Here is a 20,447-nt window from a genome sequence, read left to right as displayed (position 1 = left end):
TGCAGGCACTCAAGATTTCTTGAGTGTTTTTTTTGTTTGCTGGGAGGCCCTTTAAAAGGCTTTTATGCGATAATAGCATTATTTTAGAAAAAAAATAAAATTATATTGCAACATTTTCAACAGGGGCCCGACTACATAGTAGAAACATAAGAATTAACAGTATTAATTTTAGAACGTGCAAAATCAGCTTAGCGATAAGGAATTATTAGCGATGTGCCAAACGGGCAACGAGTCTGGCTTTGCGCAGCTCTATCATCGGTATGCAAAAAAGATTTTTAATTCTATTTATCGGGTTTTGTCGAATCAGGAAGAAAGTGAAGATATTTTACAGGAAACCTTTGTTGATTTTTTTGCAAGATCAGATAAATGGCATTTAGTGCTCAGTGTGGAGGCCTGGTTGAGAAGAATGGGGGTGAATAAGGCAATCTCATTATTACGGAAGAATAAGCAATATTTTACGCCGGTGGATGATCTGGAAATTCAGGATGATGGCGAAGACGAATTGCTGGAAAAAGAGTGGCGTGAATGTCGTTTGACAGATTTGGAAAATGTGATCGATCAACTGACCGGTGTACCTAAGATGGTGGTCAATCTTTATCTGTTTGAAAATATGAGCCATGATGAAGTTGCGGAAACATTGGGGATGACAGCAGTTGCTGTACGTAGCCAATACCACCGTGCTAAAAAGAAAATTTACGAACAATTGAAGGAAAGGTATAATTATGCGGGATAATTTAAAAGATTTTGTGAACGCTAATCGGGAGGCATTTGATCAGAGAGAACCTTCGGCTGACTTATGGAATAAAATTAGGCCACAAGTAGTCCCCACTGTTCAGGAAAGAAAGATTAAGCCTTTATGGAAATGGGCAAGTATTGCGGCAGCAGCATTGTTAGTTGGGACAGCAACCTTTATTGCTTTTGACCAACATCATGAATTAGCGGTAGAAAAACCTGTGGCTGCAGTACATCCGGTTACTGTTCAGAAAAGTACTGGAGATACAAATGTGGATCATGCTGGCCTGATGGATATTGTTTCTGATAGCCAAAAGAATTCAGCTCGGGTTAACGCAATAGCGGGTATCGAAGGCAAAAGAAAACAATTGGCAAAAGTAAGCGTATCCGAAGCTGCTCATCGCGAAAAGGAAGAGAAGATGGATTATGTTCAGATGCTTCAAGATTCCAGTTCTGCGAGTACACGGTTAAGTGCTGTCTTGGCGATGAAAGATGGGGGAAGCTTAGATGGGAATAGTAGGGGAGCTTTAGAAAAGACTGCTGTATCAGATCAAAGCAGTAATGTACGCATGGCTGCAATTGAAACGATATTAAATGGACTTAGTCCGGAAGAACGTCAACAAAAGGTTCAGGACTTTTTTGTGGAGCAAAATGATCCCACTTTACAAATGGAACTGATGCAAATGATGGCCCAACAGGCGGATCCGACGATGAAGGCGACGACAAAGGAAAAGTTAAATGAAATTGTCGAAGATCCCTTTACCCTGAAATTTGTGAAGGAGCAGGCTTATGCGGTATTATTAAATCAATAACGGAATATATTAAGGTGGAAGTCGGATTGTGTATGTTAATCAATGAAAAAGCTTAAAATGCATTATTTGACACATAATAAAGTAAAACTAAAACGAAATGAAAAAGATAAGGATAATGATGATTGGGGTCGCACTGATCTTTGCAAGTGCATTGCAGGCCCAGGTAAATGAAAATGTTGAAGGAGTTGCTGCGCCAAAACCTCCTAATCCTCCTAAAAAGGCTAGAGCGGTGTCAGGAGTTGTTGTCAGTAATAATCATAATTTTACCTACAGTTCTGCTGGATTCGGCCGTTCCAATGGGCCGAAAAGCTGGAAAGAAATTAAAGTGCCCAACTTGGGGAATAAGCTCCTATTAAAATTGGATAATGTTTATATCGAAGGGTATAAGGGAAAAGACGTGCTGATTACGGCCAAAGTGGAGGAAAGTGAAGAAAATGACCGCGCCAAAGGCCTACGTGTGATCAATGGCTCGGGCTTATCGGATAATTCAGGGCTTGGTATGAATATCAAAACAGAAGGTGGGGTGACTGAAATAAGTATGGTAGGGATGCCCTTAGAAGATTCTATTCGTATCAGGATACCGATGGATCTGCCTGTGACGATCAAAGGCGGTCGTGGAGCGATGTTTAATGCTGGGGAAATCGAATTAAAAGATATCCGGGCTGAGGTCGAAGTTGCTAGTACAATGGGGAATGTGAATTTATTGAACGTGACGGGGCCGATCAATGTCAAGGTTGCACAGGGAGATGTAACGGCCAAATTTGTTCAACCTGTTAAAGGACCGATTTCTTTGGTCGCAGCAATGGGGGCCGTAGATGTGGCCTTTCCAAAGAATTTTGGTGCTAATGTGGATGTGAAATCAGCCATGGGGAACATCTATGCAGCAGACGAGTTTCAGTTTGAGAAACAGTCTGAAGAGCCGAAGTCAACGCCAATGGGAAATGCGGTGAAAGGCAAAATGAATGGTGGTGGACAGGATGTTATCTTAAAAACATCCATGGGAGATATTTACATAAGAACACAGAAATAAAAAAAATAGCCTGTTAGAATAACAGGCTATTTTTTTAGTTCCATGCGGACGAGGTATTGATCATTCTCATCTTCATACAAAATTTGGACAACCCAGCCCAGTTCGTGCGAAATTTTAATCAACAAATCCTGATCTAAGTAGAGCCATTTGAACAGGTTTCCTTTTTTGCCTTTGTATTCGTATTGATATTGAATTTCCCCAAAATAATGCGCTGGTTTTTTGATGTTATAATCTTTGTACAGATAACTGATGTCTGAAGAGTCAAAAATCAGTTGGCCATTTTCAGTCAATAATTCTTTGCTATGCTGTAATAGTTTTCGAAAGCCATCTACGTCGCCAGCAAGGCCTATTCCGTTCATCAAAAGCAAAAGTGTATCGTATTTTTGGCCTTCGAATTTATAGAAATCTTCGCAGATAATATGTTGTACCCCGCGTTGTTGCATAATATGGCAGGCGGTCTGCGAGAGTTCCAGTGCATCTACTTCAAAACCTTTTTCTTGTAGATAAAGGCTATGGCTGCCAACTCCAGCTCCAACATCCAGTACACGTCCATCACATAAGGATAGACCAATAAATTCCAGTTCAGGGAAATCATCAGGTTCACGAAAGAAAATCTCGACCGGCATTTCGTCTCGGTCGCCATAACTCGTGTGGAGTACTAAAGGAAATTTTTCTTCTTGATGTACGAAATAATCATCTAAAGCTTCACCGTATACGTCTCTATGCATTGTCATCATCAATCATTAGTACTTTTTTTGCTATATATATGGAGTCTTCATCTCCCGTATGTTTCATGGGTTCGTCAGATAGTTTGATGACCGGGGTCCATTGATCATCTTCTGGCAAAGCGTCGGTCATCTTAATGACGATATTCATGGGTTTAAGACCGACATCATTGGTGAAATTGGTGCCAACGCCAAAGGAATGCAAGATTTTTCCCTCACAGTAGCTCGCGATTCTTTCGACTTTCTCATAGTCCAGTCCATCCGAGAATATAATTGTTTTGGAGAGGGGATCGATTCCATTCTTCTTATAATGTGCGATGACCTTATCTGTAAATTCAAGTGGATCTCCACTGTCGTGTCGGACTCCATCAAATAATTTGGTTAATTTTTTGTCAAACTGCTGAAAGAAGACTTCCGTCGTATAGGTGTCCGATAGTGCTATTCCGAGGTCACCCCGGTAGACATCAGACCAATGTTCAAGGCCAAGGAGATTCGCCATTTTATATCCGTATTTGGCAGCGTGGAACATAAACCATTCATGGGCATGTGTGCCGATTGGTTTCGTCTCATATTTCATTGCTAAATGTACATTGCTGGTGCCTATAAATGTTTTTTCGCCGTATTGCTTCAGTGTGCGAACGACCAAATCGTGGACTTCATAAGAATGACGTCTGCGCGTGCCAAAATCAGCAATTGTGATATTGAGTTTTTTATATTTTTCGATTTTATCTTTGGCGGTGGCGATCACAGCTGCATCCGAGGCACGTTGTAGACCTTGGGATTCATAAAAAAGTTCACAGATAAGCGACATTAATGGGACTTCCCAAAGAATAGTACGGTACCAATACCCTTCGATAATGACTTCAAGGTCGGGGCCATCCTGAAATATTTTGATTTCCTCGGGATCGTAGCGATAACCTTGAAGAAAATCGAAATAGGTTGGGTCTATATAAGGACATGTCTTGGCAAAGAAAGCCTTTTCTGCTTTTGTTAACTTCAAATTAGCCATCTCATGGACGGCCTCCCTCAGGAGTACATCAAAACCATCGGGAAATTTATGATGTCCCCGATTAATAAAATGATAACGTGCCTTGGCCTTTGGAAACAACTTGACCACGGCATGCTGCATGGTGAATTTGTAAAAGTCATTATCTAATATAGAGGTAAATGAAGCCATCTTTATCGATCTGTTTTTTGTTTGAAGCGGTAAATTTACTAATTAACGTGAAAATGTATGGATTGTTCATGATAAATATAAAAAGACATGCATATAAAAGGCGGGTAAAATTTTTCATTTTACCCGCCAGATGTGAATTATTATTTTATTCGGCTGTCATTATCTTGTTCTAGATCTTTCTGATCCTTGCGAAGAACGTCCAGAGTTACGTTCGCCTGAGCTTTCTGAAGACCTTGATCGAGATACTGAGGATGAATTGTCTGTATTTGATCTACTTCTTGTGTTTTCGTAGCTCCGATTTTGAGTTGGTTGTGCTACAGGTTGCGACACAGGTTGGCTCGAACGAGTTCTGTTGCCATCATAATTTCCATTTCGTTGCGGCGTTGTCGTAGGTTGCGCAACTCTTGGCGGCACAGCCTGATCGGAACCGTTCGCACTAGACCGCGAGCGTGAATTATAATCTGTGTTTCTATTGTAGTCTGTACTTCTGCCGTTGGCTACACCATTATTGTCAACGGAGCGATTTTGCCTATCCCTAGTGGTAGATGTAGGGTTGTTATTGTTTGAAGCATCCGACTGGCGACTTGATCGCGTTCTAAAATCATAGTTATTCGAATTAGGTTGTGTACCATTCGTATTTCTATTTATAGTACCATTGTCTCCGGTTCGAGTATTATTAATTGAACTACGGCTTGAACCACCGCTGTTGGCATCATTACGAGACCTTACAGAAGCATTTCCACTGTTGTCAATATATAACTCACGATTTCCTGATCTCGAGTCGATGTTATCTCTGTTGGTTATGACACGATTGGTTCGATCTGAAATCTCACTATTGTTATTTCGTGTTCGGGTAGAAGCATCTACGACATTCGTGGGGCGTGCAGAGGATCTTGTATTATGGTCTACATTCGGACGGTACATACTGATTTCATTACTGCGGTTGCTGCTACTGCGAACAGACCCAGGTCTATCGACACTTGCGATTCTATTCACTGTTACGCTTCTTCCTGTCGAACGTTCAATATCGGATCTTCGCGGACCGCCAACATAATAGTTGTTGTTAATTATCGTGGTATTATTGATAATGGTGGTTCTGTTGTAGATATTATTGTAATTTCTTCTATTAACATAATATCTATCCATGTCTCGCCGCATAAAGTGATTGACTCCCACAAATGTCCAAAAGTTCATTGGAATATTAACAGATACATTAATATTCATGCCTGGGCCCAGAGGAGCCCAACCGTAGTAGTCATTACTTTGACGCCAATTTACCCATGCTGGTCCCCATTCATAGTCAGGAACCCATCCCCAGCCATAACGGTCATTGTAGTTCCAGCGACCATAGTGGAAAGGGGCCCAACCCCAGTCATAATTGGATACCCAGGTATTTCCAAAGTCAGTCATTGTCCAATAACCATTGGTTGCATAGGGCTGGAAGTTCGGACCAACGTCCGGGATCCAAACATAGCCATAATTGGGATCATTAACCCATTGTCCATAAGGTGAAAGCTGATCATAGAATAGCTGGAACGAAACTCCATCATTGTTATAATTGTTATAACCAGTATTGTTATAACCATTATTATATCCACCCCGTTGGGCCATTGAAGTAGCGCAACTTGAAAAAGAAGCGATACCGATAAAACCAAGTACCCAATATTTTATGTTGCCTAAATTTTTCATTTCTGTAATATTTAAAAGTGTGACAAACTCTATGCTATTGTCTTTGTTATTATGACAGCATAACGTATAAAATGGTTTAATCGGTACATTAGAAATCTGATTTTTTATATATAAAAGTCAAATTGATGATCTTTTTACATAAACGACAATTTTAGATACATATTTTTATTTACCTTTACCGCTCGAATTGCTACGTGTTTGTTCAGCATAAGACGTGTTTTAAAACACATTAATTTGAAATAGACATCATTTAAATGGCTAAAAAACTTCAGACTTTTTTTCTAGAATTTGCAAACATTCACCGTTTTTTGCTACGGTTTTGGCGTGAATTGGTAACTCCACCCTATGAATTTAAAGAGATTGTCCGTCAGTGCTATGAAATAGGCTATAAATCGTTGCCTTTGATCAGTTTAACGGGATTTATTGTTGGATTTGTTTTTACAAAACAGTCACGTCCTTCTTTGGAGGAATTTGGAGCGACTTCGATGTTGCCTTCGCTTATTTCGATCGCTATTGTTCGTGCATTAGCACCATTGGTGACGGCTTTAATAGCTTCGGGTAAAGTGGGCTCGCAAATTGGGGCAGAACTAAGTTCGATGAATGTCACGGAGCAAATCGATGCGATGGAAGTTTCGGGGACTAATCCATATAAGTTTCTTATTGTAAGTAGAATATTAGCTACAACTATTGGAATTCCAGTACTGTGTTTTTATGTGGCAGGTATAGGCCTTTTAGGTGGTTACCTAAGTATGATGAGTAAAGATGACTTAAGTTTTTTGAGTTTTTTTACGCAAGTATTTGAAACGATAGCATTTAAGGATTTAGGCGCTATGGTGTTGCGGGCAGTTATATTTGGTTTTACCATTGGAGCTGTAAGTTGTTATTGCGGTTATTTTTCTTCAAAGGGAACTGAAGGTGTTGGAAAGGCAGCGAATGCGGCCGTTGTAGCTTCGATGTTCCTTGTCTTTATTGAGGAAATAATTATTGTTCAAGTTTTATCGTTCTTTGGATAGTGAGCTATGGAAAAGATTAAGTCAACCATCGACCATTCGAAGCCGGTCATTGAAATTAGGGATGTTAGTAAATCTTTCGGTGATAATCACGTCCTACGTGGTGTCAATCTGGATTTATATAAAGAAGAAAATCTCGTTGTGCTTGGGCGTTCTGGAACAGGGAAATCGGTGTTGATCAAATTGATTTCGGGCTTATTAAGACCGGATGAGGGGACGATCAATGTTTTGGGAGAGTCAGTTCTTGAATTAAATGATCGTGAATTGCGTGAATTACGTTTGAAAATAGGGTTTTCTTTTCAGAATAGCGCACTTTATGACAGTATGACTGTGCGCGAAAATTTGGAATTTCCATTGGTTCGAAATAAACGCAACTTAACACGTTCGGAGATCAATCAAGCTGTAGAAGAGGTGTTGGATGGTGTAGGGCTTTCGCAAGCGATCAATCAGATGCCTTCAGAGTTGTCTGGTGGACAGCGGAAGCGAATTGGTATTGCGCGTACCCTGATTCTTAGACCTGAAATCATGATGTACGATGAGCCAACAGCAGGGCTCGATCCGATTACTTGTTTGGAGATTAATGGATTGATTAACGAGGTTCAGGAGAGGTATAAAACAGCATCAATTATTATCACGCACGATTTGGCTTGTGCGAAAGAAGTGGGAGACCGGATTGTGATGTTGTTGGATGGTAAGTTTGAAAGACAGGGGTCTTTTGAAGAAATTTTTGATACAGATGACGCACGAGTAAGAGCGTTTTATAATTATAATTTTATTCTATAATATTCATGAGTAAGGCAGAAAATAAAAGAGCAATCATTGTCGGTATTTTTGTTTTTTTAGGCGTATTGATTCTTTTAGCGGGTATTTTTATTTTGGGTAGCCAGCAAAAGAAATTTACTAGAAATATTGAAATTACGACTTCATTTCCCGATGTCGCTGGATTGAAGGTGGGGAGTAATGTCTGGTTTTCTGGGGTTAAGGTCGGGATCATTAAGAATATACATTTTAAAAGCGTGCAGGATGTTGAGGTGGTATTGACCATTGAGGAGAAATCTGCTGAGTATATTCGTAAAGATGCCGTAACAAAATTGGGCTCGGATGGTTTGATCGGTAACAAGATCGTAGTGATTTCTGGAGGATCGCAAAACGCGCCCACTGTGGAGACAGGTGATTTCTTGCGTTCGGCGAAGACTGCGGACATGGAAGCGATGATGGAAACATTGCAGGTAAATAATGAAAACTTAGCAAAGATTACCACTGACTTTGTAGAAATATCACGTGGATTGGCGGATGGAAAAGGAATGGTTGGCGCGATGTTGACCGATACGTCCATGGTAAATACATTGCGTGCGACGTTATTATCGATCAGTGCTGCAATGAATAATGCAAACAAAGCTTCTGCTAATTTGGTCACCTTGACAAACTCTTTAAATAGCAATAAGGGCTTGATTCATGATTTAACGACCGATACCGCTATATTCTCTAATCTGCGTCAGTCTGCAGCGCAGTTGCAAGGAGTTTCCCAGACAGCAAATGCATTGATAAACAATTTGAATAATGCATCTGGCCGCTTGAATGATAAAGATAATGCGGTGGGCGTTTTGTTGAATGATCCAGCATCAGCAAATCAGATTAAATCGGCAATCAATAACCTGAATTCGAGTACCGCGAAATTGGATGAAAATATGGAAGCGTTGCAACATAATTTCTTATTACGTGGTTTCTTTAAAAAGAAGATGAAAGAGGATGCTAAAAAAGCTGAGTTGCTTAAAGCGGACACGACGAAATAAGTGGATTAAAAAGAACATAATGAAAGGCTGTACGCTTGCGTAGAGCCTTTTTTAATAAATAATACCGTCAATATGGGCTCCAATTCAACAGACATTTAGCTCTGTATAGCATTTGGATACCCCCTTTTAATTTGAAAAAATGAATCATACTGAAATTACAGATAAAGACGTCATCTACGAAGACAATCATCTCATCGCTATAAATAAGAAAGCCGGGGATATTGTGCAGGTGGATGAAACAGGAGACCTATCTTTAGAGGATATGGTGAAAGTATATTTGAAAAAGAAATATGATAAGCCAAATGATGCCTTTGTTGGTGTTATTCATCGATTAGATAGACCTGTTAGTGGTATGATTTTGTTCGCCAAAACAAGCAAGGCGCTAGAGCGAATGAATAAATTTTTTCAGGATAGACATGTGAAAAAGACCTATTTGGCAATCGTCAGACAACGTCCGCGAAAAACGGAGGGGAAACTGATCAATTGGTTGGTTAGAAATAGACAAACGCGCGTAACAAAGGCTTTTCCACGGGAGGTGAAAGGTGGAAGTTATGCTGAGTTGGATTATACCTTGGTGGGTGAGTTGAATGGATTCTATTTGCTGCGAATAGAACCTTTAACAGGTCGTACACATCAAATTCGTGCGCAACTTGCAGCGATGGGCTGTCCTATTGTTGGCGATAATAAGTATGGATACCCAAGAGGTAGTTCTTTGGGCAGTATCTGTTTACATTCGCGTTCATTGGTCTTTACACATCCAATTAAAAAGGATAAGATGGAAGTGATAGCTTCACTGCCTAAAGATGGCTTTTGGGATAAATTTGAATCTTTGGCACGCTAATCGCTAAAATTTCAGTACCTTTGTGTTATGAAATGGTTTAAATATTTACTCCTAATATTTACCTTAAGCTGCTCGGCTGTATCTGTTTCTTACGGACAGTGTGCGATGTGTACATTGAACGCTGAGAATTCTACGAAGGAAGGGAATATGCAAGGAAGAGGTCTGAATGACGGTATCTTGTTTCTGTTGGTAATACCTTATCTTGCCGCGGCAGGCCTTGGTTATTTATGGTATAAGAAGTACCGTAAGAAGAGCCCTGTAACAAAGAAATTTATAAACGAAATAAAATAGATTCTTAATGCCCACATCCAAATTCCATGCAATGATACACTCCAAATGCCCAAAGTGTCATATTGGTAATGTATTTGTAGGAAAGGTCTACAGTTTACACAAGCAGCATATGAATGATACTTGCCCATATTGTGGCGTCAAGTACGAGGTTGAGCCAGGTTACTTCTACGCTGCGATGTATGTGAGTTATGCTTTGTCTGTCGCTGAGATTGTTACTGTATCTGTTGCTATCGCAATTTTGACTGGAAGCGAGTCTCCGTGGCTTTATCTGATTGGTCTAGCTGTAACCATTTTGGTCTTTGCACCTTTTAATTTTAGATATGCCCGTTTGATTTTACTTCATTTTTTAACGCCAAAAATCAGTTATGATCAACGTTATGAATTGGCAGCAGAGATAGGTGAAACGTATAATAAGAACCTTACCAAAGATAGTAACGGTATTAATGATCTAAAAAAATAAAAGAGCGCTAAAGAGCTCTTTTATTTTTTTAGATACTTCATGGTACTGTCAAAAAGGAAAACCTTGTCTTTATATACTTCTGAAATGAGTTGTTGTAATGGAATGAGATGCACTTGCTGAAAATCTGCTACAAGCTCTTCTGTAGGAAGTATGACTTGGATGCAATAGGTCATACCTTCATGCGGCGACTGGAGCATTTCCAGAAAATGCACTTGAAATTTTTGGGATTGCACGATATTATCCTGAATCCATGAAACGACCTCTTGATGGATTGTTTCTTCTGCGATAACGGAGACGTTGTATAAAAACATACACAAAAATACGCTATTTTTCTGCTATAAAAAAGAATCTAAAGAGCAGAAGGGAGATAAGTTTGAATATTACATTTAATTACTATATCTTGTAAAAATAAGGTTGCATTTAATGCAATTTCGTATTTAATTGCAATATTTGGAATAAATGATAAGGATGTAACTGGGATTATGAGGATGAAATTTTGGATAGGTTTGTTTTTTTCTGCCATGATCATGTTGGGGTGTCAACGACATAGCGTTGATCGTATTCCAATAAATCAATTTTTTTCTACACCTGAAAAATCAAATTTTAAGATTTCCCCAAATGGTCGATTTATAGCTTACATTGGCCTAGACAATCATTGCAAAAATATCTATTTGATAGATTTGGTTCATCAGGATAGTTCCAAGCAGCTTACGTATCAAAATGATATTAATGTAAAATCTTTTGCTTGGAATAATGATTCAAAAATTTCGTTTTTGACAGAGCAATCCACACAGGATAGTTTACGTTTATATGCTGTGGATATCAATACAGAGAAAATTTGGCCATTAATTAAACCGGTTCGGGGACGATTTCGGTGGGTTCATGCCCTGGTGACCGGAAGCGATAGTTTTATTGCGGGAATCAACGATCGTGATTCTTCATTTTTTGACCTTTACCGCATCTATTTAGATGGGAGACCACGGGAATTGGTTTTACAGAATCCGGGAAATATGAGTTCTTGGGTTGTGTCCAATGATGGGCAGGTAAGATTGGCGGTAGCCAATGATTCCGTACAGCAGTCTGTGCTCTATCGAAGTTCCGAGAAAGAACCTTTTAAAGAGATTATACGCTGTGATGTGGAGAGCAGTTTTACACCTTTGGGTTATCAAGATAGTTCTGATGCGATCATTTATGCCTTATCCAATATAGACCGGGATAAACTGGCATTGGTTAGCTATGATTTGGCAAACCAGAAGGAGTTAGGGGAACTTTACAGCCATAAAGATGTTGATGTGAGTCCTGGAGGGTATTTTACGGAACAAAATAAGCTATTGTTCGTAAATTACAGTACCTCTAGACAAAATAGGCATTTTTTTGATGAAGCTACCAAAAAGAAATATGATCAGTTGTCCAAGCAGATCGATGGATTTGAATTTCAGGTGCTAAATACCGACATTTCGGGTGACAAAGTAATTATCAAAACCTATACGGACGTAAATCCAGGGGGTATTTATTTTTATGACTTTTCGACGCAAAAATTAACAAAGCTAACAGATAATAATTCCGATCTAAAAGACAAAGAGCTATCGCCCAATGAGTATATCACCTATACAGCACGCGATGGTATTCAGATTTCAGGCTATCTGACTTACCCCATACATTCCAATCGCAAAGATCTTCCAATGGTTGTATTGCCTCATGATGGGCCAAATGGGCGGGAAGTATGGGGATTTGACAATGAGGCCCAATTCTTGGCAAATCGGGGATATTTAGTTTTTCAGATGAACTATAGAGGTTCAACAGGTTTTGGCAAGAAGTTTTGGACGGCGGGATTTAAAGAATGGGGCGGGAAGATTCAGGATGATATTACCGATGGGGTGAAATGGCTGATTAAAGAAGGAATTGCTGATCGGGAACGTGTCGCTATTGTAGGGAAAGGTTTTGGGGGCTATTCTGCGCTACATGCAGCCTGTTTTAATTCTGATCTATATAAGTGCGCCGTGTCTTATTCCGGTTATACCAATCTATTCACTTACTTTAGGGATATTCCGCCATACTTTAAATCTTATGTGCAGAAAATGTATCAAATCGTTGGAAATCCGATTCGGGAGGCAGAACTATTCAAAAATATTTCACCTGTTTTTCATTCGGATAAAGTAAAGATACCGGTGTTATTGGTCCAAGGGGGGAAAGATCGATTTAGTTCGGTTCCGGACGCAAATCAATTTGTGCAGAAATTAAAGAATAATAATGTTCCTGTGCAATACATCCTGAAAGAGGATGAAGATAGAACTTTTAAACGGGATGAGAATGTCTTTGGTTACTATAATGAGCTGGAGCGATTTTTGGCGAAATATCTTGTAGACTAAAGGCGGGGAGACTATGAAAGCAGAGAAATATAGCTATCGAAAAAACTACGGCCTATTGTTGATGTTTTTCATCGTGATTAGTGGTCTGTACATTTTTGCCCTTTTTCTTTCCCGTAATTATACAGAATCGCATATAAAAAATGAATTCACTAACCGGAAATCAGAAATATTTGATCAAACCTTAATCCCTTTCAACGATTTTTTTCAAAATAGAATTCCTGAAGTTTCTTTTTATCAGGGTTTTTTGGATTCAGTGCAGGCGGGGAAATATGCGTATAGTATATTAAGTTCATATCCTTTTGTTCGGGAAATCGGTTTTTTTGATTTGCAATTTAATAATGATCATAACTTGAACTATGGTTTTATTGTTAATAATCTTAGAATTCAACCGAAGACCATAACCATTTTTACCGTTTCCCGATCCGGGCTGAATAAGAATACGATTCGAGACCGTGGGCAGATGGGCCTGCATTCTGAGGAAATTAATAATATTGGCGTCAAGCTGGCAACTTATATCGATAAATTGCAACCGAATGCCAAGCTTTCTGATAAGGATATTCTGAAGGTTTTTTATACGATAAGACCCGGACAGATTACCTACTTGAATATTCCGAGGGTCAATGACTTAATTGTCTATAAGTCCATCATGGAAGGTAATTTGGATCATACTGTGGGATATGAACAGGACATGTTCAATTTTCAGATCGATCCAATGTATCTGGAAGTAAAAAATAGCTATTCAAATCTTTATGAGAAAGTAGAAATAGTTCCGTTGGTGGGTGCCCCGATCACGCCAGAAAATGACGAGATTTCTACTGAGATGCCTTTACCAGGAGCCTTAGCTGACTATAAACTTCTTTTTAGATCGAGTAAGAGTTTTCTATCAAAAGAGATAAACCGCAGTTTTTGGCCGGTATTGGGCGGTGTATCCCTGATTTATATTATTTTAATTGCAATACTATATTTAATTTATAGAAATTTAGAAATTAACGGAAGACTTTTTAAATTGCAGTACGATTTCATCAATAATCTTACGCATGAGTTTAAGACGCCTGTGAGCGTTATAAAAATTGCTGGAAATAATATTAAGAGTGCGCAGGTACTCTCTGATGAAGAACGGAAAATGTATGGAAATATATTGGATCAGGAGGCAGACCGATTAAATAACCTGATGAATAAGCTATTGTCGTTTAGTCAGATAGAAAATAAAACCATAAAATTAAATAAAGAAGAAGTTGATTTGGAGGAATTTACCGAAAATCTAGTAGCTTCGTCAAGAATAAAATACTCGGATTTCAAGATTAGCACAAAAATTGATGTAAGGACATCAATGCTTGCAGATCCGGTACTATTGAGTAGCGTGTTTCAAAATATGATTGATAATGCCTATAAATATTCGAAAGCGGGGCATAAAATCTTGGATATTGCGATACAACAAAACAAGAAGAATTTTGTTATCACTTTTAAAGATGAAGGAATAGGGATTGAGAAGGCTGAGTTTAACAACATCTTCAAAAAGTTTTATAGAATAAAAAGTCAATATAATCAGCAAGGAAGTATCGGTTTGGGATTGGCTTTCTGTAAGGAGATTACTGAATTTATAGGCGGTGATATTACAGTAAAAAGTCAGTTGGGACAAGGGACCACCTTTACCTTGGTATTTCCGGTTTAAAAATAAATTTAAATATGAATAAAGACATCACAGTTGCTGTTATTGAAGATGATGAGAACCTACGTTTCTTGGTAAAACATCGATTGGAATCCGAAGGCTATCAGGTCATTCAAAGCGGAAATGGGAATGAAGCGGAGGGTTTGATTTTGGAAAAGAGGCCCGATGTGGTTTTGCTGGATTGGATGCTTCCAGGAAAAGAGGGCAACGAGATCTGTGAAGATGTCCGTAAAGCCGGCTTTGAGAATATCATTATCATGATGACAGCTAAATCTCAAGATGTAGACAAAATTGAAGCCTATAGCTTTGGTGTGACTGATTACATCAGCAAGCCGTTCAATATGGATGTGCTTATTGCTATGATCGATAATAAGGTGAAATTTTTCTTGCCTAAAAACAGTCCCGAAGTTTATAAATTTGGTCAGACGGAACATCATCCCAACATCCATTCCTTAATACGTGACGGAAGAAAAGTTGAGTTGACTATCTTGGAGAACCGAATTTTACTTCATTTTCTACAAAACTTAGGTCGAGAGATTACGCGCGAAGAGTTAATGGAAGTTGTCTGGGGATATAGCTCAAACGTCAACACACGGACCTTGGATATGCACGTGGTTCGTTTAAGAAAAAAGATAGAAACAAACCCTGATAAGCCACATTATCTACAGACCGTAAGGGGGCTGGGATATAAATTTGTTGATGAGGAAGAGATTTAATTATATTTAACAGGTAAGAATTTGTTTTGTTGAAAACAATTATTATCTTCGTATAGATTCGAAGCAAGACCATGTTTCCCGACGAGGGTAATATGGTCTTGTTTCTTTTTTAAAATGTAGAAAATAAGAAAAAAGATAAAATTATGGCAGAAGTAACTTATTTTACGGAAGAAGGATTGCGTAAGCTTAAAGAAGAATTGGCTTATCTGAAGACGGAAGGAAGATCTAAAATTGCCAATGCTATTGCAGAGGCAAGAGACAAAGGGGATTTGTCAGAAAATGCAGAATATGATGCTGCTAAAGAAGCTCAGGGGCTTCATGAGGCTAAAATTGCCAATTTGGAGAACACACTTGCGACAGCCCGTTTAATTGATGAGTCCAAATTGGATACATCTAAAGTTTTGGCGTTATCGATTGTTAAGATCAAGAACAAGAAGAATGGTGCTGAAATGACTTATCAATTGGTTGCGGAGTCAGAAGCGGATTTGAAGTCTGGTAAGATCTCTGTTAAGTCTCCTATTGCCCAAGGTTTATTGGGTAAATCAAAAGGTGATACAGCTGTTATTGAAGTGCCAGCAGGGAAAATTGAATTCGAAATCGTAGAGATTTCAAGATAATATATGTCGGTTATGTGCGGTATGCCATAACCGCACATCCACAAATTAACTTTATATTAAGAAGGTCGTGATATAGTAATCGCGACCTTTTTTGTTTATATTTGTTGACAGTAGAAAAACAGGGTGTGATAAAATCTACAGTTAAATTTTTAATTGTTAACATACCGAAGGCTTTGCATTTTAAAGTCTGCTTTCTGCTAATCACTGTTTAAAAGATTTATTCCAAGATTAGAATAATATGTCGACAATTTTTTCAAAAATCGTTGCTGGGGAGATTCCAGCTTACAAAGTTGCAGAAAGTAATGATTTTCTGGCTTTTTTGGATATCAGCCCATTGGCTAAGGGACACGTTCTGGTGATCCCTAAGAAAGAAACAGATTATATTTTTGATATAGCGGATGATGAATATATGGCACTTTGGGTATTTGCTAAAATTGTTGCTCAAGGTATTAAAAAAGTGATTCCTTGTGTAAAAGTCGGTGTAGCAGTAGTTGGCTTGGAGGTAGCTCATGCACATATACATCTGGTACCTATTAATAAAATTAGTGATTTAAATTTTGCTGGACCTAAATTGAGCTTGGCTAATGATGAACTTCATGAAATTGCGACTACTATTCGCGAGTCTATTGTCGGTATAACTGCTCAAAATCAATAACTAGAAAAGATTATATTACACTTGATTTACGTTCGTTTTTTAGAAGAATGCTATATTTGTACTTTGCTGTTTAAAATTTGTACAAGGAGAAGCGTAGGATTTGTTCTAAAAAAGAAACGCAATATTGATTTTTACTAAAGATTATGCATGAACTTTTGTTGTCATTTCAACAATTATTAAATCCAGAAGAGTTATTGAGCTCTGGTGGATTTTATCTGGTTATCTTAATTGTATTTGCTGAGACAGGTCTATTTTTTGGATTTTTTCTACCTGGTGATTATTTATTATTTCTTGCAGGATTATTTTGTGCACTAAATAAAATTGACGTTAATATATACACGCTTTGTTTAGGCTTGTTTGTTGCGGGAGTATTAGGGAATTTTACAGGGTATTGGTTTGGTTATCGAGCCGGACCAATGTTATTTAAGCGAAAAGATAGCTTCATCTTTAAGCGAAAGTATGTGGTCATGGCGGAAGAGTTTTACCATAAATATGGTGGAACAGCTTTAATTATAGGAAGATTTGTTCCAATAGTTCGTACTTTTGCACCTATCTTTGCCGGTGTTGTAAAATTAGATTTTAAGAAATTCGTTCTGTACAATGTTGCCGGGGCTGCTATTTGGGTACTTGTGTTGACCCTTTCTGGATATTTCCTCGGTATAGAGTTCCCTTGGATTTTACATTATGTAGAATATGTTGTCGTTGGTATGATTGTGATCGCATTTTTGCCGATTGCAATAACGTTATTAAAAAAGCGTATTAAAGATAAAAGAAACAAACAAAATATACAGTAAATTAAAAAATGAGTAAACAAAACCCTTGGCACATGGTTTCTCCAGGTGAGAATGTTCCAAATGCCGTAAATGCTATCATTGAGATTACAAACGGATCCAAAGGAAAGTATGAATTAGACAAAGAAACTGGTTTGTTGCTTTTGGACAGAGTAATGAGTTCATCTGTCGTTTATCCTGCTAATTATGGTTTTATACCACAAACTTATTGCGATGACAAAGATCCTTTGGATATTTTGGTTATTTGCTCAGTGGATATTTTACCTTTGACATTGGTTGAAGCACAGGTTATTGGTGTGATGAATATGGTTGATGGTGGAGAACAAGATGATAAGATTATTGCGGTCGCCAAAAATGATCCTGTTTTTAATTACATTAAAGATATTGATCAATTGCCTCCGCATACGATGAAGGAGATTGTACAATTCTTTGAGAGTTATAAAGCACTCGAAAAGAAACATGTCATTGTTGAGGGTGTAAAGGGACGTGAAGAAGCGCAAAGAATCTTGATCGAGGCTATCGAGTTGTACAAAAAAGAATTTGTTAACAAATAACCCCAAGCATGGCGCTCGATATATTTTGGACATTGTTTTTAGTATTGGCTAACGGCTTTTTTGTCGCGGCAGAGTTTGCTATTGTCAAGGTCCGAGTCTCCCAAATTGAAGTTCAGGCAAAAACAGGTAGCAAAGTTGCCACAATAGCCAAAAGTATAACGGAGCATTTGGATGGTTATTTGGCCGCTACACAATTGGGTATTACACTTTCTTCACTCGCCTTAGGCTGGGTAGGAGAGGCTGTAATGACCCAAATTGTGCAGGGGTTTCTCGGTTTTTTCGGTGTTGAATTGACAGGTACAATCGCGACGAATGCAGGACATATATTGGCTTTTACAATTATTACTGTGTTACACATTGTATTTGGAGAGCTCGCTCCTAAATCAATTGCGATTCAAAAACCTGTAGCAACAACCATGAAAATTGCGGTTCCACTGCAATTTTTCTACTTTATCTTTAGACCATTTATTTGGATTTTAAATGGTTTCGCTAATTTTCTACTGAAAATTTTGGGATTTGAAGTCACTAAAGGTGAATCTGCGCACTCTTCTGAGGAGTTACAGTACCTGTTGGATAAAGGTAAAGAGTCTGGTGCTTTGGATATTTCCGAGCACGAATTGATTAAAAATGTATTTGATTTTAACGAACGTATCGTTAAGAATATTATGGTACCCCGTACCAAAATTGTCGCTGTTGAAGTTAGCGCTGATGCCTCTGAGCTGATTGAAACAATGACTGAAGAGGGGTATTCCCGTCTCCCAATTTATGAAGATAACATTGATCAAATCGTTGGTATTGTACATACAAAGGATATTCTTCCCCTCTTAGCTAAAGGAAAGGAAGTTGTCATGAAAAATATCATGCGCAAGCCCTATTTCATTCCTGAAACGAAGAAGATTAATGATCTCATGGCTGAATTTCAGCAAAAGCGTCTACAGTTGGCGATTGTACTGGATGAATTTGGTGGGACAGCAGGTATGGTTACCCTGGAGGATATTGTTGAGGAGCTGGTCGGTGAGATTCAGGACGAATATGATGAGGAAACTCCAGTTGTTGAACGAATTTCTGAAACGGAATATATGGTCGATGCGGGAGCTAGTATTCATGATGTGAATGAGTTTCTCCCTATAGAATTGCCAGAGAGTCAAGATTACGATACCATGTCGGGTTTGGTGAGTGAGATTTTTGATAAAATTCCCGAAGTAGGCGAGCGGAAAGAAGAATATGGCTACGTATTCACTATTATCCGGAAAGCCCAACAGAATATTGAGTTTGTCAAATTGGAATTGGTCGAATCGGCCGATGATGATACAGAAGAATAACCTAATAACGCTAATACATGCAGTTATTTTTTACACCGGATTTAAATCCTTCGTTAGAAAATTTTATCCTTAGTGAGGAAGAAAGTAAACATGCTATTCGCGTGCTTCGTATGAATACTGGCGATCATTTACATCTCATCGATGGTCGTGGTGGTTTATACGAAGCTCAAATTATTGACCCTCATCCCAAACGTACCGTTCTTACTATTTTAAATGTCAAGGAAGACTTTCAGCAGCCGAGGTATCATCTACATATCGCTGTTGCTCCAACGAAGAATATTGATCGTATAGAATGGTTTTTAGAGAAGGCAACTGAGGTTGGCATTCAGGAAATAACTCCAGTTATCTGTGAGCATTCTGAGCGAAAAGAGGTAAAATTAGATCGTCTGAACAAGGTGGTTGTTGCAGCCATGAAACAATCATTGAAAGCCTATCTTCCCAAACTTAATCCAGCTGTATCGTTTAAACAATTTTTGAGAGATATTCCAACAGAAGGCGTTCAAAAAGCAATTGCACACTGTGTTGATGCTGAAAAAAAGTATTTAAACCAGGTTTTGGAGCCTTCGCAACATTATATTATCCTCATTGGTCCAGAAGGAGATTTCTCTGAGGAGGAAATTGATTTGGCACTACAAATGGGATTTCATCCAATTTCTTTGGGAGAAGCGCGCTTAAGGACCGAAACGGCCGCTTTAGCCGCATGTATGGAAGTTTCGCTGCTGAATAGATAAAATAAGCCGCTGCGTTGGTTTGGCAAATTGGCTCTGAAGAATAATTTGCAAAGCCAATTTGATCGTTCAAATGGACGCTAGTTTATTTTATTGGTTCCGCATCTACAATCTGGATCTCAGCATTTCCCTTAAGTGGATCTTTGGTAAAGATCATCTTCCCTTTTAATTTAATTGGATCTTCGGAAAATTTTATCGCGCTACCTTTTAACGTTACTTCAACCATGGGTGGAATTCCATTCGATCCACAGAATTGGCACTGCATCACGGGTAATACAGACATCATAAAGTTTTTATGGTTACGACCACTATGAAGAGGAACCATGTAGCCCGGTAATTCAACTATTTTATTTTCTAGGGCTTTAAGTTCTTTTGGATAGAATGGAGTATATACTTTCTTTGCCCCATTATAGGTTACTTTATAAGCCATCTTATCAATCGCTTCCCATGTTTTGTTCATCATAGG

23 protein-coding genes are annotated in these 20,447 nt (G+C 38.5%); 18 read left to right on the top strand and 5 right to left on the bottom strand.

The genetic code is table 11. The features are described from left to right. Positions 1–175 precede the first annotated feature (175 nt). The 3 genes from BGP15_RS09100 (at position 176) to BGP15_RS09090 (ending at position 2,574) form a co-directional block, all read left to right on the top strand. Entirely contained in the window at positions 176–733 is a 558-nt protein-coding gene (locus BGP15_RS09100) for an RNA polymerase sigma factor (protein ID WP_046674226.1), read from the top strand. Next, complete coding sequence (locus BGP15_RS09095; protein WP_286769290.1) at positions 723–1,544, top strand: hypothetical protein; 822 nt, start codon at positions 723–725, stop codon at positions 1,542–1,544. The genes BGP15_RS09100 and BGP15_RS09095 overlap by 11 nt, the downstream gene beginning before the upstream one ends. 97 nt (positions 1,545–1,641) lie before the next feature. Next, complete coding sequence (locus tag BGP15_RS09090; RefSeq protein ID WP_070567332.1) at positions 1,642–2,574, top strand: DUF4097 family beta strand repeat-containing protein; 933 nt, start codon at positions 1,642–1,644, stop codon at positions 2,572–2,574. A 26-nt stretch (positions 2,575–2,600) separates the two neighbouring features. Here the strand turns inward: BGP15_RS09090 and BGP15_RS09085 are convergent, their stop codons facing one another. From BGP15_RS09085 to BGP15_RS09075, 3 genes are all read right to left on the bottom strand, one after another. Beyond that, the gene (locus BGP15_RS09085) at positions 2,601–3,302 is read right to left on the bottom strand and encodes a class I SAM-dependent methyltransferase (RefSeq protein ID WP_286752909.1); all 702 of its coding nucleotides are present in this window, start codon (positions 3,300–3,302) and stop codon (positions 2,601–2,603) included. Then, a complete protein-coding gene (gene pncB / locus BGP15_RS09080) occupies positions 3,295–4,476 on the bottom strand; it encodes a nicotinate phosphoribosyltransferase (RefSeq protein ID WP_070567330.1) in 1,182 nt (393 codons plus the stop codon). The genes BGP15_RS09085 and pncB overlap by 8 nt, the downstream gene beginning before the upstream one ends. A gap of 159 nt (positions 4,477–4,635) precedes the next feature. Next, positions 4,636–6,165, bottom strand: coding sequence for a DUF6600 domain-containing protein (locus tag BGP15_RS09075; protein ID WP_286769289.1), 1,530 nt, complete (start codon positions 6,163–6,165; stop codon positions 4,636–4,638). A 254-nt stretch (positions 6,166–6,419) separates the two neighbouring features. Here BGP15_RS09075 and BGP15_RS09070 point away from each other — a divergent pair, with 254 nt between their 5' ends. From BGP15_RS09070 to BGP15_RS09045, 6 genes are all read left to right on the top strand, one after another. After that, positions 6,420–7,178: an MlaE family ABC transporter permease gene (locus BGP15_RS09070; RefSeq protein WP_046674222.1), complete on the top strand. Its 759-nt coding sequence runs from the start codon at positions 6,420–6,422 to the stop codon at positions 7,176–7,178. Between the two features lie 6 nt (positions 7,179–7,184). Then, positions 7,185–7,958, top strand: coding sequence for an ABC transporter ATP-binding protein (locus BGP15_RS09065; protein ID WP_046674221.1), 774 nt, complete (start codon positions 7,185–7,187; stop codon positions 7,956–7,958). Positions 7,959–7,963: 5 nt separating this feature from the next. Further along, on the top strand, positions 7,964–8,968 hold the full coding sequence (locus BGP15_RS09060; RefSeq protein ID WP_046674220.1) for an MlaD family protein: 1,005 nt from the start codon (positions 7,964–7,966) through the stop codon (positions 8,966–8,968). A gap of 139 nt (positions 8,969–9,107) precedes the next feature. Then, entirely contained in the window at positions 9,108–9,809 is a 702-nt protein-coding gene (locus BGP15_RS09055; RefSeq protein ID WP_286769288.1) for an RluA family pseudouridine synthase, read from the top strand. 27 nt (positions 9,810–9,836) lie between these two features. Beyond that, positions 9,837–10,100, top strand: a complete 264-nt coding sequence (locus BGP15_RS09050) for a CAMCR motif-containing small membrane protein (RefSeq protein WP_046674218.1) — start codon at positions 9,837–9,839, stop codon at positions 10,098–10,100. A 109-nt stretch (positions 10,101–10,209) separates the two neighbouring features. Further along, a complete protein-coding gene (locus BGP15_RS09045; protein WP_353681981.1) occupies positions 10,210–10,560 on the top strand; it encodes a DUF983 domain-containing protein in 351 nt (116 codons plus the stop codon). A gap of 20 nt (positions 10,561–10,580) precedes the next feature. Here BGP15_RS09045 and BGP15_RS09040 read toward each other — a convergent pair whose 3' ends face one another. Further along, positions 10,581–10,871: a DUF4286 family protein gene (locus BGP15_RS09040; protein ID WP_286752904.1), complete on the bottom strand. Its 291-nt coding sequence runs from the start codon at positions 10,869–10,871 to the stop codon at positions 10,581–10,583. A gap of 360 nt (positions 10,872–11,231) precedes the next feature. Here BGP15_RS09040 and BGP15_RS09035 point away from each other — a divergent pair, with 360 nt between their 5' ends. From BGP15_RS09035 to BGP15_RS08995, 9 genes are all read left to right on the top strand, one after another. Continuing rightward, entirely contained in the window at positions 11,232–12,929 is a 1,698-nt protein-coding gene (locus BGP15_RS09035; protein WP_286769286.1) for an alpha/beta hydrolase family protein, read from the top strand. A 13-nt stretch (positions 12,930–12,942) separates the two neighbouring features. Next, positions 12,943–14,601 carry a sensor histidine kinase gene (locus tag BGP15_RS09030; protein ID WP_286752902.1) on the top strand — a complete coding sequence of 553 codons (1,659 nt, stop codon included), beginning with the start codon at positions 12,943–12,945 and terminating at the stop codon, positions 14,599–14,601. 14 nt (positions 14,602–14,615) lie between these two features. Next, complete coding sequence (locus BGP15_RS09025; protein ID WP_286752901.1) at positions 14,616–15,314, top strand: response regulator transcription factor; 699 nt, start codon at positions 14,616–14,618, stop codon at positions 15,312–15,314. Between the two features lie 143 nt (positions 15,315–15,457). Then, on the top strand, positions 15,458–15,931 hold the full coding sequence (gene greA / locus BGP15_RS09020; RefSeq protein WP_046674213.1) for a transcription elongation factor GreA: 474 nt from the start codon (positions 15,458–15,460) through the stop codon (positions 15,929–15,931). Positions 15,932–16,169: 238 nt separating this feature from the next. Further along, complete coding sequence (locus tag BGP15_RS09015; protein ID WP_286752900.1) at positions 16,170–16,586, top strand: HIT family protein; 417 nt, start codon at positions 16,170–16,172, stop codon at positions 16,584–16,586. Between the two features lie 143 nt (positions 16,587–16,729). Beyond that, positions 16,730–17,380: a DedA family protein gene (locus tag BGP15_RS09010; RefSeq protein ID WP_115047603.1), complete on the top strand. Its 651-nt coding sequence runs from the start codon at positions 16,730–16,732 to the stop codon at positions 17,378–17,380. Positions 17,381–17,388: 8 nt separating this feature from the next. Continuing rightward, positions 17,389–17,931: an inorganic diphosphatase gene (locus BGP15_RS09005; protein WP_115047605.1), complete on the top strand. Its 543-nt coding sequence runs from the start codon at positions 17,389–17,391 to the stop codon at positions 17,929–17,931. 8 nt (positions 17,932–17,939) lie between these two features. Then, positions 17,940–19,253 carry a hemolysin family protein gene (locus tag BGP15_RS09000; protein ID WP_115047607.1) on the top strand — a complete coding sequence of 438 codons (1,314 nt, stop codon included), beginning with the start codon at positions 17,940–17,942 and terminating at the stop codon, positions 19,251–19,253. Positions 19,254–19,270: 17 nt separating this feature from the next. After that, positions 19,271–19,984: a 16S rRNA (uracil(1498)-N(3))-methyltransferase gene (locus tag BGP15_RS08995; protein WP_046674208.1), complete on the top strand. Its 714-nt coding sequence runs from the start codon at positions 19,271–19,273 to the stop codon at positions 19,982–19,984. An 82-nt stretch (positions 19,985–20,066) separates the two neighbouring features. Here BGP15_RS08995 and BGP15_RS08990 read toward each other — a convergent pair whose 3' ends face one another. After that, positions 20,067–20,444, bottom strand: a complete 378-nt coding sequence (locus tag BGP15_RS08990; RefSeq protein WP_286769285.1) for a hypothetical protein — start codon at positions 20,442–20,444, stop codon at positions 20,067–20,069. Positions 20,445–20,447: the final 3 nt, after the last annotated feature.

The organism is Sphingobacterium sp. 40-24 (genome assembly GCF_001899705.1).
GTDB classification, from domain to species: Bacteria; Bacteroidota; Bacteroidia; order Sphingobacteriales; family Sphingobacteriaceae; genus Sphingobacterium; species Sphingobacterium multivorum.
The sequence above is the reverse complement of the archived record's forward strand: the minus strand, read 5'-3'. Positions and strand labels throughout refer to the sequence as shown.